This is a genomic window from Dyella mobilis (assembly GCF_016904945.1).
GTDB classification, from domain to species: Bacteria; Pseudomonadota; Gammaproteobacteria; order Xanthomonadales; family Rhodanobacteraceae; genus Dyella_B; species Dyella_B mobilis.
In genome coordinates, this window is the sequence record NZ_JADIKF010000039.1 from 286,954 (window position 1) to 300,037 (window position 13,084).

Annotated in this window: 12 protein-coding genes; 6 read left to right on the top strand and 6 right to left on the bottom strand. The window is 62.6% G+C overall.

Annotated elements, in window-relative coordinates:
- The first annotated feature begins 22 nt into the window (after positions 1-22).
- Positions 23-268, top strand: a complete 246-nt coding sequence (locus ISS99_RS12125; protein ID WP_204631878.1) for a glutaredoxin family protein — start codon at positions 23-25, stop codon at positions 266-268.
- Here ISS99_RS12125 and ISS99_RS12130 read toward each other — a convergent pair whose 3' ends face one another.
- From ISS99_RS12130 to ISS99_RS12140, 3 genes are read right to left on the bottom strand one after another with little or no spacing between them, the layout of a single operon-like run.
- Complete coding sequence (locus ISS99_RS12130) at positions 269-826, bottom strand: YceI family protein (protein WP_204631879.1); 558 nt, start codon at positions 824-826, stop codon at positions 269-271.
- An 11-nt stretch (positions 827-837) separates the two neighbouring features.
- Complete coding sequence (locus tag ISS99_RS12135) at positions 838-1,404, bottom strand: cytochrome b (RefSeq protein ID WP_204631880.1); 567 nt, start codon at positions 1,402-1,404, stop codon at positions 838-840.
- Positions 1,401-2,021, bottom strand: a complete 621-nt coding sequence (locus tag ISS99_RS12140) for a YceI family protein (RefSeq protein ID WP_204631881.1) — start codon at positions 2,019-2,021, stop codon at positions 1,401-1,403. Before ISS99_RS12140 ends, ISS99_RS12135 begins: the two co-directional genes overlap by 4 nt.
- Before the next feature lie 197 nt (positions 2,022-2,218).
- On the opposite strand from ISS99_RS12140, the gene ISS99_RS12145 reads away from it, so the two are divergent.
- Positions 2,219-5,830 carry a hybrid sensor histidine kinase/response regulator gene (locus ISS99_RS12145; protein WP_284343719.1) on the top strand — a complete coding sequence of 1,204 codons (3,612 nt, stop codon included), beginning with the start codon at positions 2,219-2,221 and terminating at the stop codon, positions 5,828-5,830.
- 25 nt (positions 5,831-5,855) lie between these two features.
- Here ISS99_RS12145 and ISS99_RS12150 read toward each other — a convergent pair whose 3' ends face one another.
- Together ISS99_RS12150 and ISS99_RS12155 are read right to left on the bottom strand one after the other, a co-directional pair.
- Entirely contained in the window at positions 5,856-6,278 is a 423-nt protein-coding gene (locus ISS99_RS12150) for a DNA polymerase III subunit chi (RefSeq protein ID WP_204631882.1), read from the bottom strand.
- Between the two features lie 94 nt (positions 6,279-6,372).
- Positions 6,373-7,860, bottom strand: a complete 1,488-nt coding sequence (locus ISS99_RS12155; RefSeq protein ID WP_204631883.1) for a leucyl aminopeptidase — start codon at positions 7,858-7,860, stop codon at positions 6,373-6,375.
- Positions 7,861-7,955: 95 nt separating this feature from the next.
- Here ISS99_RS12155 and lptF point away from each other — a divergent pair, with 95 nt between their 5' ends.
- From lptF to ltaE, 4 genes are all read left to right on the top strand, one after another.
- Positions 7,956-9,059: an LPS export ABC transporter permease LptF gene (gene lptF, locus ISS99_RS12160; RefSeq protein WP_204631884.1), complete on the top strand. Its 1,104-nt coding sequence runs from the start codon at positions 7,956-7,958 to the stop codon at positions 9,057-9,059.
- A complete protein-coding gene (gene lptG / locus ISS99_RS12165) occupies positions 9,059-10,162 on the top strand; it encodes an LPS export ABC transporter permease LptG (protein WP_204631885.1) in 1,104 nt (367 codons plus the stop codon). The genes lptF and lptG overlap by 1 nt, the downstream gene beginning before the upstream one ends.
- Entirely contained in the window at positions 10,155-10,628 is a 474-nt protein-coding gene (locus ISS99_RS12170) for a putative toxin-antitoxin system toxin component, PIN family (protein WP_204631886.1), read from the top strand. The genes lptG and ISS99_RS12170 overlap by 8 nt, the downstream gene beginning before the upstream one ends.
- A 66-nt stretch (positions 10,629-10,694) precedes the next feature.
- Positions 10,695-11,711 (top strand): low-specificity L-threonine aldolase, encoded by a 1,017-nt coding sequence (gene ltaE, locus ISS99_RS12175; RefSeq protein WP_204631887.1) that lies wholly within the window; start codon positions 10,695-10,697, stop codon positions 11,709-11,711.
- A gap of 36 nt (positions 11,712-11,747) precedes the next feature.
- Here the strand turns inward: ltaE and ISS99_RS12180 are convergent, their stop codons facing one another.
- Positions 11,748-13,016 (bottom strand): polyhydroxyalkanoate depolymerase, encoded by a 1,269-nt coding sequence (locus ISS99_RS12180; protein ID WP_204631888.1) that lies wholly within the window; start codon positions 13,014-13,016, stop codon positions 11,748-11,750.
- Positions 13,017-13,084 lie beyond the last annotated feature (68 nt).

A 13,084-nucleotide genomic window follows, 5' to 3' on the forward strand; every position in this document is an offset into this window, starting at 1 on the left:
AGGGCATTCTGCAAGCGCACGTATGGTCTACCTGGTGCTCTATCAACGCGATTATTGCCATCTGTGCGACCAGGCCATGGGCGTGCTGGCCCAGGCCCGGGCGCCGGACTTTGACAGCGTATGGGTGGACGACAGCGCCGAACTGGCAGAACGCTACGGCACCCGCGTGCCGGTATTGCGCGATTTGCGCGACGGGCGCGAACTGGACTGGCCTTTCGATGAAGCCGCGGTGCGTACTTTCATCGAAAGGCAGTCGGCGGAAGGGTGATTACTTCGCGGCCAGTACCAGGTGTGCCGTGACCTTCACATTGGCGCCGATCACCGAGGTGTCCTTGTAGTCGCCGCCCCCGACACCGAAATCGAGCCGATTCAACGAGCCGTTGACATCCAGCGTGGCGCCGCTGCCTTGCGGCTTGAAGGTCACGTTCAAGCTCACCGGCTTGGTGACGCCGCGCAAGGTCAGGGTGCCGTCGGCAATGACCTGCGCGCCCTGTTGGCGGAAGCCGGTCGTGACGAAGTGCGCCTGCGGGTATTTGGCCGCGTCGAAGAAGTCTGGCCCAGGCAGGGCGCTATCGCGATCGTTGTCGCCAGTCTTGGCGCTGGACAGGTCGACCGTGACGTCAAACTTCGAGGAGGCGAGTTTCGCCGCGTCGTAGCTGATATTGGCCGTCCACTTGTTGAACTGTCCGTCGAAACTGCTGCCCTGGAAGTTGCTGGTAAAGCCGAGTTTGCTGCCGGCCTGCACGGTGTAGTCGGCTGCGCCGGCAACACAGGGAACGGCGATGGCGAGCAGCACGGCAAGCGAGCGGTAGGGGATTCGGATCATGGGAGGTCTCCTCAAGAGTCTTTGCCGGTACGCACGCGGCCGAATGGCAGCATCCGGCGCAATACGTTGTCCTGGTCGAAAACGTGATGCTTCAGTGCGGCGCCGACGTGAGCGACCAGCACCAGCAGCAACAGGTAAAACAGATACTCGTGCGCGGCGTGCGCGGTACGGGCCAAGTCTTGATTCTTGGCCGCCAGCGCAGGCAGGTTGAACAGCTTGAACCATTGCAGCGGGTAACCGTGCAACGAGTTGAACAGCCAGCCGCTCAGCGGCAACGCAAGGACGAACCCGTACAGCAAAACGTGGGTGGCGTGGGCGGCCAAGCGTTGCCAGCGCGGTGCGGGTTCGTCCGGCGGTGCGCGATCGAACAGACGCCAGATTACGCGCAACACAAACAACGCCAGGATCGTCAGCCCGATCGATTTGTGCAGTGCATAGACGTTGATTTTGCTCATCGATGGCGACATGCCGGTCATCAGCAGTCCCCAAACGCCATTCGCCAGAATCCCCAGGGCAACGATCCAATGGAAGAACTTGGCAACCGATCCCCATTGCCGGTTGTCGCTACGCAAACTCATGGATGCTCCTTGTCGTTGGTCGATATCTGACTGTCGCGAATGCCTTCCAGTTCCAGCCAGATCGCCACGTCGTGGCCGATGGCGTTGGGGAAGCCGGTGATGCCAAAAGCCGTGCGGTCGAGCGACGCCGTTGCCGAAAAGCCGGCCACCGTGTGCATGCCGTAGATGGTTTTGCCGACGCGGTTGACCCGGAAGGAAATATCGATCGGCTGGCTTTTGCCGTGCAGGGAGAGCGTGCCGTGCAACACGCCGTGCGTGGCGTCCTTGCGTTCCACCGAGGTACTGCTGAAATGCGCAAGCGGATAGGTCTTGCAATCGAGCAGGGACGATTTGCATACCGCCTCGTTCCAGGCCGCATCTCCCATATCCACGCCACCGAGGTCGATGTCCAGCTCGGTGGCGGAGCGCGACCAGTCGTCCGGATCGAAGCGCAGCCAGCCATGGCTGATGTGCAGCAACCCCAGCGGGCGCGAAAAGCCGTCGTGATCGATGCTGAAAACGATCTGGCTGTGCACCGGGTCGTAGCGATAGGTGTCGCTGGCGGCCATGACGGGGCGATTCGCCAGCGCGGCGATGATATATAACGTCAGGAAGGCGTAAGAAATTCGCTGAGCCATGGCGGGGAGTCTGGCCGAAACCCCGCGATGCCGCCAGCGCGAGGGCCGGAACGGATTGTTGCCGCCACGGAGACAGCGCTCTGCCAAATGTCGTCCTTGAAAAGACATGCGGTTGATCATCGGATTTGGCATGATCGGGTTCGTGTGGGGTGCGTGAAGGTTCGCCCCGCCTGACGTGCCTGAGGGGGCCACTACTAGTGTCGGTGTTCATGTTCGGGCTGGCCTTCCTGCTGGGCACTTCCATGCCCGGTGCGGCGATGACCGCATCGGCACCTGCCGTGCCCGTTCCGCAGGCCGCCGTGCACGCGCCGGACGAGGCGCCGCTGCCTACGCCGCAGTTTCGTCGCTACAGCATGGGTGACGGTCTACCCAGCACCAGCGTCTATGCCGTGGCGCAAGACCACGACGGCGCCATCTGGTTCGGCACCAAGAGCGGCATTGCCCGTTTCGACGGTGTGCACTTCCAGGTGTTCCGGCACATCGAGAACGACCCCGATTCGCTCTACGACAACAGCGTATCCACGTTGTTTGTCGACAAGAAGGGCATGATCTGGGCCGGCGGATTGAATGGCGGCCTCAGTCGCTACGATCCGGCCACCGGCAAATTCGCACACTGGGGACACGACCCGGGAGATCCGAACAGTCTCACCACCGACCAGGTATGGGTGGTCGCGCAAACGCCCGACGGAACGATCTGGGTGGGAACCAGCGACGGTGTCGATCGCATGCTGCCGGATGGGCGCAGCTTCGAACACGTGACGATTCCGGTGGCCGGCCTGTATCCGCGCGATGCCGGCATGGTCGCCAGCTTGTATGTCGACCCGAAAGGGCGGTTGTGGATCGGTTCGGATCGCGGCGTATTCCGTCGCAACCTCGACGGCCGTTTCGTGCGGATCAAGCCCGTTGATCCCAATCAATCGATGGATACGTGGCGCATCGACGGCGACGGCGACGAAGTGCGCATCTCCACGGCCCGGGGGCTGGTGGTGGTGGGTAGCGACGACCAGGCGCGGCTGTTCGGCGGCTCGGTCATTCCGCACGACACCAATGTGATGACCAGCACGCGCGATGCCAAAGGTCACCTTTGGATCGGCACCCAGCGCGGCATGTATTTGCAGATGCGCGTGAACGGTCCGGTCACGGCCGTGATGGACCAACCCCTGTTGTTCGGCAATCTGCCCGGCAGTTGGGTGTGGCAGACGTTTGTCGATCGCGAAGGCGGGCTGTGGGTGGCGATGCTCGATGGCGGCGTTGCTTACCTCGCGCCAGGCTGGGGCCGCTTCAGCCGCTTCACGCACGTGCCGGACGACGCCAGCAGCCTGCGCGACTCGCAAGCCACGACCATGGCGCGCGGGCGCGATGGCCGGCACGTGTGGGTTGGCGAGCGCGATGGGCGCATCGATCGCCTCGACCCGGTAACCGGCGGGGTGGAACACATTCTCAGCGGCTTGCACGGCAGCGTGCTGGGCATGACCGAAGACTTTCACCAGCGTCTTTGGATCGCGGTGGAAGGCGCGCTTTATCGCTACGACTACGTGCACAACAGGCTCGACCAGGTCGACCCCCAGGAGACCACGCTGTTAAGGCCGCGCGAGGTGGAGCCGGGGCCGGAAGGCAAGATGTACGTGCGCACGTTTGGAGACGGCCTGTTCAGCATCGATCCTGAGAGTCTCGCCATCACTCCGGCGGCGATGGACAAGCCAAGCGAGAAGGTGCGCTGGGGCAGTGAAATGATGCTCTACAAAGGCACCTTCTGGTATGCCAGTGATGGCGGCCTGATGTGGTTTGACTCGGCGCACGATCGCTTTGCGATGGTGCCCGGCGTGCCCCAGGCGCAGATCAATGCTTTCGATTTCGATCACACCGGCATCTGGATCGTGACCGCGGACGGCCTGACCCACTACCACCGCCAGGGGCAAGGCCTGGTGCTGGATCGCACGGTGGATGCGGCGCGAGGGTGGCCTTCGCTGGAGGTGGTCGATCTGGATGTGGACTGCTACGGGCGACTGTGGATTTTCAGTATCGACGGTTTGTGGCGCTTCAATCCCTCCAACGGCGTGTTCAAGCAGATGGGGCTGCAAAACGGACTGACCAACGGCGAATTCAGTCGCGGCTTTGCGTTGATGCCCACCGGCTATCTTTACGCCGCCACGATGGGCGGTGTGGTCGGCTTCGATCCGGACAAGGTCGAAGCCAAGCCCGTGTCGCCGCAGCTTTCGATCACCCAGGTCACGGTGATGCGCAAAGGCGTCGTGCAAAGCCTGCCGTTGAGCCCGCAGCCGATCAAGGTGGGCTGGCGCGACAGTCAATTGCACATCCAGTCCAGGGTGTTTTCTTATATCGATCCCTGGGCCAATCACTACCGTTTTAGGCTCAACGGATTCGACAGCGATTGGGTCGATCGCGACAACCACGGCGAACGCGAATTCACCGGTCTGGGCAGCGGCGACTATTCGCTTGAAATCATGGCGCGCGGTGCAGATGGCGGGTGGGTTTATCTCGACACTCCGTTGCGCATCCACGTGCAATCGCCGCCATGGCTGCGCTGGTGGGCGTGGCTGCTGTATGCCTGTCTCGCCGTTGCGCTGATTTTCCTGGTGCTGCTGGCGTGGCGCCGGCGCCTGGTGCACCGGCGGCGCATGCAATTGGCGGAGCAGCGGCATCTCGTTGCAGAGCAGGCGAGCGCTGCCAAGAGTCAATTCCTGGCCACGCTCAGTCACGAGATACGTACGCCGATGACCGGCGTGATCGGCATGGCGGAACTGTTGCTCAGCACGTCGCTGAGCGAGACACAGCGCGAATACGCGCAGTCCATGCAGCGAGCCAGCCACGTATTGCTGAAGTTGTTGAACGATGCGCTGGACATGGCGCGCATCGAAGCCGGCCGGCTGGTGCTCGAGCCAGTGCCTTTCGACGTGCGCGCACTGGTGCAGGATGTCGAACGCTTGCAGAAAGGTGTGGCCCAGGCCAAGGGATTGGCGTTCCAGGTACAGGTGGATGAGGACGTTCCGGTTTCGCTGGTCGGCGATGCATTGCGTATTCGTCAGGTGCTGTTCAATCTGGCCAACAACGCAGTGAAATTTACCGAGCACGGTCACGTGGCCATGCATGCCGGCTGGAAGGACGGCTATCTGACCTTGGATATCAGCGATACCGGCCCGGGCATTTCCGAAACCAGCCGCGTGCGCCTGTTCAAGCGCTTCGAGCAGGACGAAGGACCGCAGCGCAGTATCGGCAGCGGACTTGGCCTGGCGATATGCAACGAATTGGTGAGCCTGATGGGCGGCAGCCTGGTACTGGAATCGGTACTGGGCAAGGGCAGTACATTCCGCGTGCATCTGCCGCTGCAGGTTGCACCGGAAGATGCGCGTGCGAAACCCGAGTCGCCCGTCGGATGGGAAGAGTGCTCACTGAATGTGCTGCTGGTCGAAAGCGATCCAACGGTCACCGATGCCATTCGCGGCATGCTGGAACATCAGGGGCATCGCGTGCGTTGTGCCACGCATGGATTGAATGCCCTGGCCGAATTGGCGCAAGGGCAATGCGACGTCGTCGTGCTCGATCTGGACCTGCCTGGCATCGACGGATTCCAGCTGACCCAACTGATACGCCAGAGCACCAGCGGCGGCGAACACGTGCCGATCATTGCCATTTCGACGCGTACCCGCGCCGAAGAAGTGGCACACGGGCATCAGGTTGGCATCGACGGTTTCTTGCGCAAGCCGCTCACGGGCATACAGCTTTCGTCGGCGCTGGTGGCAGCGCTGGCGGTAAGGTCGGCGGCGCGAAGGGAAACCGATTCGGTGTGACGAGCGACCTGTCTGGTCGCCAACGTCACATGTCGAACTTGTTCACCTCAAATCCAAGTCGCAGGTATTCCCGCCAGCGGGTGCGCGATCCGTCCCGCTCGGCGGGGTCGGCTGCCACCACTTCCAGCACGCGATCGCCATAGCTTTGCGGACATTGTTCGCGCAGGTTGATCGTCAGCGGGCGGGTCGGTGTGTCCACGCCGGGCGGAGCGATCAATACGGCGGTGTGTTCGTCGTCGTCATCGCCCGCCAATTGATGGGGGATGTAGGCGTTTTCGTCGAACGACCACAGCAAGTCGTCCAGCGCTTCGGCCTGTGCAAAATCGCGGGTAAGGATCAGCGCGGGCTGTTGCGCGGCATAGGCCTTGCGCGCCAGCTCGCAGACGAGCAGCAGGGGCTGCTCGCTGAAGCGTGGCTTGGCTATCAGGTAGAAGTCGGCGCGGGGCATCGTTTAGTGTAGAGAGGAGTCGGGAGTGAGTGACGAGAGAAGAGCATAGAGCCGCACGGATCTTTTTTTTCTCTCGTTCCTCACGCCGCTTCGCTCACTTCTCGCATCGATCGATCAGCCACTGTGCCAGCAGCGGCACTGGACGGCCGGTGGCCAGGCCCTTGCGGCCTTCGTCCCACGCGGTGCCGGCGATGTCCAGGTGCGCCCAGCGCTGCCCTTCCGTGAAGCGCGAAAGGAAACAGCCGGCGGTAATCGCACCTGCGTTCTTGCCGCCGATGTTGGCGACATCGGCAAAGCCCGAATCCAGCTGAACCTGATAGTCATCCCACAACGGCAGGCGCCATGCGCGATCGAGCGAATTTTCACCCGCGCCGAGCAGTTCCTCAGCAAGATCGTCGTGCTTGCTCATCAGGCCGCTGGCGTATTTGCCCAGGGCGATCACACACGCGCCGGTCAGAGTGGCCGCGTCGATCAGGGTCTTGGGCTGGAAGGTCTGCGCGGTATAGGTCAGCGCGTCGCACAGGATCAGTCGGCCTTCGGCATCGGTATTGAGCACTTCGATGGTGATGCCGGAAAGGCTGGTGAGCACGTCGCCGGGGCGGTAGCTGTCGCCGTCCGGCATGTTTTCCACCGCCGGCACCACGCACACCAGATTGAGTTTCAGCCCCATCTTCACCGCCGACACGAAGGCACCCAGCACGCCGGCCGCGCCACCCATGTCGAATTTCATTTCTTCCATGCCAGGGCCGGGCTTGAGGCTGATGCCGCCGGTGTCGAAGGTGATGCCCTTGCCGACAAAAGCGTAAGGTTTTTCGTCAGCGTCGCCGCCCTTGTATTCGAGCACGATCAGTTTCGGCTTGTTGGCCGAACCGCGACCCACGGCAAGCAGCGAACCGAATCCGAGCCGCGCCATCTCTTCGTGATCGAGCACGTTGCAATGGACGGTGTCGTGGGCCTGAGCAAATTGCACGGCCTGTTCGGCGATATAGGCGGGATTGCAGATATTTGGCGGCAGGTTCGCAAGTTCGCGCGCAAAGCGCACGCCTTCGGCAATGGCGGCAGCCTGGTCGATGCCGGCCTGCGCCTGCTCCGTGCCGGCGAAGGTGATGCTGGCCAGTTCAGGCTGTCCCTTGTCGCGCGGCTTTACCGTGGCGGTGTAGCGATAGGTTGCATGATCGGAGGCCAGGGCGGCGGTACGCGCGCGCCAGGCGATGTCGCGGCCCGGGACGTCGACTTCGGCCAGGAACGACACGGCGCTTTCGATCGGCAGGCGGGACAAGGCACGCGCGGCTTCGAGGTTCACTTTCTGGAAACGAGCGGCATCGAAGGTCTTCTGCGAGCCCAGGCCAACCACCAATACACGCTTGGCCTTGACTCCTTCCGGTGCAAACAGCACGGTGGTGGAGGCGGCCTTGCCGTTGATGTCGCCACTTTCGACCTGGCGCTTGATCGCGCCTCCGGCGGCACTGTCCACACGCGCCGCAGCGCTGGTAAGCAGGCCGTTCTCGTAGACGCCGACCACGATGCAAGGAGTTTCGGCGGTTTCGGGGGCGGCAGAGCCAAGGCTGAATTGAAGCGTCATCGTCATTTCCTGCGGGAGGCCGGCGCGCGTCGAACCGGCTAGACTAAAGGTTTGCCTCCCAGGGCTGGGGGGCATGGAACCCACGATTCTATCGCATGCTGAGCATCCTAGACCGATACTTCCTGCGCGAGCTTGGCCAGACGGTAGGCGCCACCGTCATCGTCCTGCTGGTCATCATGGCCGGCACGTCTTTCGCGCACGTGCTTGAGCAGGTCGCCAAAGGCAGCTTTCCGGCCAGCGTCATGTTCCAGGTGCTGGGCCTGAACATGGTCGACAGCCTGTCGGGCATGCTGCCGCTGGCTGGCTTTCTCGGGGTGCTGCAGTCGTTCGGCCGCATGTACCGCGAGAGCGAAATGCACGTGCTCGCTTCCTCGGGCATGGGCATGGCCGGGCTGTTGCGCCCTGCCTCGATCGTTGCCGGCTTCATGATCATCGCCGTCAGCACCGTCTCGATGTGGCTGGGGCCGTTGGCGTCGCGCACCTCTGACAACCTCGTCGCCGCCGCCAACCGTTCGATCATCGCTGCGGGCCTCGACGCCGGGCGTTTTACCGAACTGCCAGGCAAGGGCGGCATCATCCTGGTCGACTACCTGAGTCGTGATGGCCAGCAACTGGGCAACACGTTCATTGCTCAGGAACGCACCAACAAGGATGGCAGCCTGACCATGAAGATGGCGACCGGCAAGAACGGGCATCTGTATTCCAACAGCGATTCCAGCGACCGTTACCTCGCCCTGCATACCGGCTGGCAGTATGAAATTCCGCTCGGTGCCGACAATTGGCGCCGCATGCAATACGTGCGCAACGACAGCGCACTCTCGTCGATCCAGTCGGATGACGAAGCCGATCCGATCCACAATCTGGACATGATCGACCTTGCCAAAAACAACACGCCGGACGCCCGCGCCGAGTTTGCCTGGCGTACCGTGGTGCCGATGATGACGCTTGCCCTGCTGATGCTGGCCATGCCGTTGTCGCGGCAAACTCCGCGTGAACCGCGTTATGGCCGCATGCTGATCGCCGTGCTCGGTTTTTTCCTTTACTACAACCTGCTGCAGCTGTGCCGTGGCCAGTTGGCCAAGGGACATTGGCATCACGCCTGGCCCATGTGGCTGATCAGTCTCGGGCTGTTTTCGATTGCGGCGATGGCTTTCCGTAACCATTACATCGCGCGCAAACCGCGCAAGGCGAGCGCCTGATGGCGGCTGTGCGTATCAAACGGGTGGATTGGCTGATCGGCGTCACCGTGCTCGGCTCGATGCTGCTGGTGTGGCTGGTGTTGATCGGGCTGGACGCGATGATGCAGTTCGGGCGCCAGCTGGGCTTCATCGGTCGCAATGGCTATACGCTCAGCAACGCCATCTTCTACGTGGTGGTGACCATTCCTCGCCGCATGTACGAGATGTTTACGTTCGCGGCGTTGATTGGCGGATTGCTCGGGCTCGGCGGCCTGGCCTCGACTGGCGAGCTGACCGCGTTGCGTGCGGCAGGAATGTCGCGTTTGCGCATTGCCGTGTCAGCGGTGGGCATCGTGGCCGTGTTGGTGGCCGGTGTGGTGGTGATGGGTGAAACCGTCGGCCCCTGGGGGGATCAACAGGCGCAGGCTCTGCAGGTGCGCCTGCGCTCGGGCGGCAATCTCGGACTTACCAGCAGCGGCCTGTGGGCGCGCGACGGCGACCGCATCATCAATGCGAAAAGCCAGGCGCTGCGTAATGCCGGTGACCACTCCTACGTGCAGTTGATGGACGTGCGCGTGTTCACCCTCACGCCAGACGGCCAGCAGCTCAGCCGCTTCGACCAGGCCAACACGGCCGAGCAGGTGGGCAAGCAGTGGGTGCTGGACAAGGTACGCACCACCACCGTCGACGACAATGGCGTGCATAGCAGCACATCCCAGAGCGAACGCTGGGATTCCAAGCTGGATCCGGAGGTGCTGCAGCAGTCGCTGGTACAGCCGCAGTATCTGGCCATGCGCGATCTGCAGCACATCATCGACTACAAGAAAAAGAACGGCGAAAACACCCGGCCTTATGAAATCCCGCTGTGGAGCCGCGTGATGTACCCGTTCAACGTGCTGGTACTGGTGTTGTGCTCGATGCCGTTCGCCTTTGGCGCATTGCGTTCGGGCGGCCTGGGCAAGCGCATCTTCATGGGCATGATTCTCGCCATCAGCTGGTATTTCGTGCAGAAGGCGATTGTGAGCTTCGGCACCGTTTATGGCATACCGCCTCTGATGGCGAACATTCTTCCTGCGGTACTGTTGGCGGTTATCGGCTGGTTCTACTTCCGAAAGCATGCGTGAGGCGGGCGACAGTACGTCGCTTTCCCGGCCAAGATACGTCCCGGACACGAACGTCTGCCTGGATCTGTTCGTGTTCGACGATCCGCAGTGCGCGTCGCTGTTGGCAGACGTGCAAGCGGGGCGTGTCGAGCTGGTTACGCGTCAGGATTGCCGTGCGGAATGGCTTGCGGTGCTCGGCTATCCCCAGCTGGGTTTGAGCGAGGCCCGGCAAGAGCAGGCCCGGGCGCACTTCGATGCACTGGTGCGTGAAGCACCTTTGATGGCGACCTTGCAAAACTCCGTGGCCCTGCCGCGATGCCGCGATCCGGACGATCAGAAATTTCTCGAGCTGGCGTATCAGGCGCAAGCCACGGCGTTGCTCACGCGCGATGACGAACTCCTTCGTCTTGCTCGCCGTACGAAAAAGGCAGGACTCTTTGCCATTCTTCCACCCGGTTCGTGGCAAGCGGCGTTAAGCTCGGCCTGATACCTTGCCGATCCCCGTTGCCGGCGGCAAAGTGAGGCATTCTTTTGCGGGCAAGCGAGGTAGGTCATGGATTGGGTCGATCTGCGCAGCGATACGGTAACCAGGCCGACGCGGGCGATGCGCGAGGCGATGCTGGAAGCCGACGTTGGCGATGATGTCTACGGCGAAGATCCCACCGTCAATATTTTGCAGCAGCGGTTGGCCGGCGACCTGGGTTTCGAAGCCGGCCTGTTCGTGCCGTCGGGCACGCAATCGAACCTGCTGGCCTTGATGTCGCATTGCGAGCGCGGCGACGAATACATCGTCGGAGCCGATGCGCACACGTATAAATTCGAAGGCGGCGGCGCGGCGGTGCTCGGCTCGATTCAGCCACAGCCGATTGCGCACGACGTCGACGGTTCCTTGCCGCTGGACAAAGTGGCAGCGGCGATCAAGCCCATCGATCCGCATTTTGCGCGGACTCGCCTGCTGGCGCTGGAAAATACCTGGCACGGGCGCGTCTTGCCGATGGATTATCTGCGCGATGCGCGCGACCTGGTGCGTGAGCGCGGACTGGCCCTGCACCTGGATGGTGCGCGGCTTTATAACGCCGCCGTGGCCAGTGGCGTGCGGCCGGCGGAGATCGCCCGCCATTTTGACAGCGTGTCCATCTGTCTCTCCAAAGGACTGGGCGCACCGGTCGGTTCCGTGCTGGTCGGTTCTGCGGCATTGATCGACAAGGCGCGCCGCTGGCGCAAGGTGACGGGCGGAGGCTGGCGCCAGGCGGGGATGCTGGCGGCGGCCTGCCTGCACGCACTGGACCATCACGTCGAGCGTCTCGCCGACGATCACGCGCGTGCGGCGCGTCTGGCGCAAGGGTTGCGCGACATTCCCGGCCTGAATCTGCTCGGATTACACACCAACATGGTGTTCGTCGACGTGCCGGCGGCGCGCTTGCGCGAATTGGATGCGCATCTGCGCGCGGCAAGCATACGCATCAGCATCGGCTATTTGCCGACGCTGCGGCTGGTGACGCATCTGGATATCGACGACGCGGGTGTCGAGCGCGTCATCGATGCATTCAAGACGTTCTTCGCGAACTGAGACCGGCCCCGCCACGTTCGTCGTGGCGGGGAAGTTTCAAGCGCGCTTGGAAACCAGTGCCAAGTCCGAGCGCCGGATGAATTCGCGCACCTGCGGATAGACCACTTCGCGCCAGCGCCGTCCGCTGAAAATGCCGTAGTGCCCGGCGCCTTCGATCACCTTGTGCGCGCGGCGCGACGATGGAATGCCGGTACAGAGATCGTGTGCGGCCTCGGTTTGGCCGATGCCGGCGATATCGTCCAGTTCGCCTTCGATGGTCAGCAGGCTGGTGCGCTTGATCGCCGCAGGAGTGACGCGCTCGCCGTTGACGTCCCACAGCCCACGCGGCAGCAGGAATTGCTGGAACACGGTGCTGATGGTGTCCAGGTAGAACTCGGCCGGCATGTCCAGCACGGCGTTGTATTCGTCGTAGAACTTGCGGTGTGCCTGTGCATCGTCGAGGTCGCCGCGCAGCAGGTTCAGATAGAAATCCCAATGCGAATTGAAATGGCGGTTGGGATTCATGGCAATGAATCCGGCGTGCTGGAGAAATCCCGGGTAAACCTCGCGGCCGTGGCCGGGATAATTGGTCGGCACGGTGTGGATCACGTTGCCCTTGAACCAGCTCAACGGCTGGGTGGTGGCCAGGTTGTTGACCTGGGTGGGGCTGCGGCGCGGATCGATCGGGCCGCCCATCATGATCATGCTGCGCGGGGTGGCTTCGCCACGCGCGGCCATCAGCGAAATGGCGGCCAGCACCGGCACGGTCGGCTGACAGACCGAGATCACGTGCAGCGATTCGGCGCCGATGTGGCGGATGAATTGCTCGATGGTGGCGACATAGTCGTCCAGGTGGAACGGACCTTCCCCGGCAGGCACCATGCGCGCATCGACCCAGTCGGTGATGTAGACCTTGTGGTCGAGCAGCAGGGTGCGCACGGTGTCGCGCAGCAGCGTGGCGTGATGGCCGGACAGCGGCGCCACGATCAGCACCGCCGGCTCGTTCTTCATCTTCTCGATGGTTTCCGGATCGTCGCTGAAACGCTTGAAGCGGCGAAGCTGGCAGAACGGCGTTTCCAGGTCGATCCGTTCGACGATGGCGATCTGGTTGCCTTGCGTGTTGGTGATGCTGTGAATGTCGAAGGACGGTTTTTCGTAATCCTTGCCCAGGCGATGGATCAGCTCATAGCCCGCCGCCATGCGCTGCGCACCCGGCAACTGGGCCAGGGGGCTGCTGGGATCGGTCAGCATGCGTGCGCTGGCCTCGGCGTAGTGGCTGAGCGGGCTGAGGAAGGCGCGTTGCCATTCGTGGAGTTGGTAAAGCATGGCGGGCGGACCAAGGATCTTCTAAAGCTGCATCATAGCTGGTTATGGCACGGATTGCTGCATTGCAG

Coding starts and splice junctions, on each gene's coding strand:
- ISS99_RS12170 (WP_204631886.1), top strand. CDS start 10,155: ATGCGTGAGGCGGGCGACAGTACGTCGCTTTCCCGGCCAAGATACGTC.
- ltaE (WP_204631887.1), top strand. CDS start 10,695: ATGGATTGGGTCGATCTGCGCAGCGATACGGTAACCAGGCCGACGCGG.
- ISS99_RS12180 (WP_204631888.1), bottom strand. CDS start 13,016: ATGCTTTACCAACTCCACGAATGGCAACGCGCCTTCCTCAGCCCGCTC.
- ISS99_RS12135 (WP_204631880.1), bottom strand. CDS start 1,404: ATGAGTTTGCGTAGCGACAACCGGCAATGGGGATCGGTTGCCAAGTTC.
- lptG (WP_204631885.1), top strand. CDS start 9,059: ATGGCGGCTGTGCGTATCAAACGGGTGGATTGGCTGATCGGCGTCACC.
- lptF (WP_204631884.1), top strand. CDS start 7,956: ATGCTGAGCATCCTAGACCGATACTTCCTGCGCGAGCTTGGCCAGACG.
- ISS99_RS12125 (WP_204631878.1), top strand. CDS start 23: ATGGTCTACCTGGTGCTCTATCAACGCGATTATTGCCATCTGTGCGAC.
- ISS99_RS12155 (WP_204631883.1), bottom strand. CDS start 7,860: ATGACGCTTCAATTCAGCCTTGGCTCTGCCGCCCCCGAAACCGCCGAA.
- ISS99_RS12150 (WP_204631882.1), bottom strand. CDS start 6,278: ATGCCCCGCGCCGACTTCTACCTGATAGCCAAGCCACGCTTCAGCGAG.
- ISS99_RS12130 (WP_204631879.1), bottom strand. CDS start 826: ATGATCCGAATCCCCTACCGCTCGCTTGCCGTGCTGCTCGCCATCGCC.
- ISS99_RS12140 (WP_204631881.1), bottom strand. CDS start 2,021: ATGGCTCAGCGAATTTCTTACGCCTTCCTGACGTTATATATCATCGCC.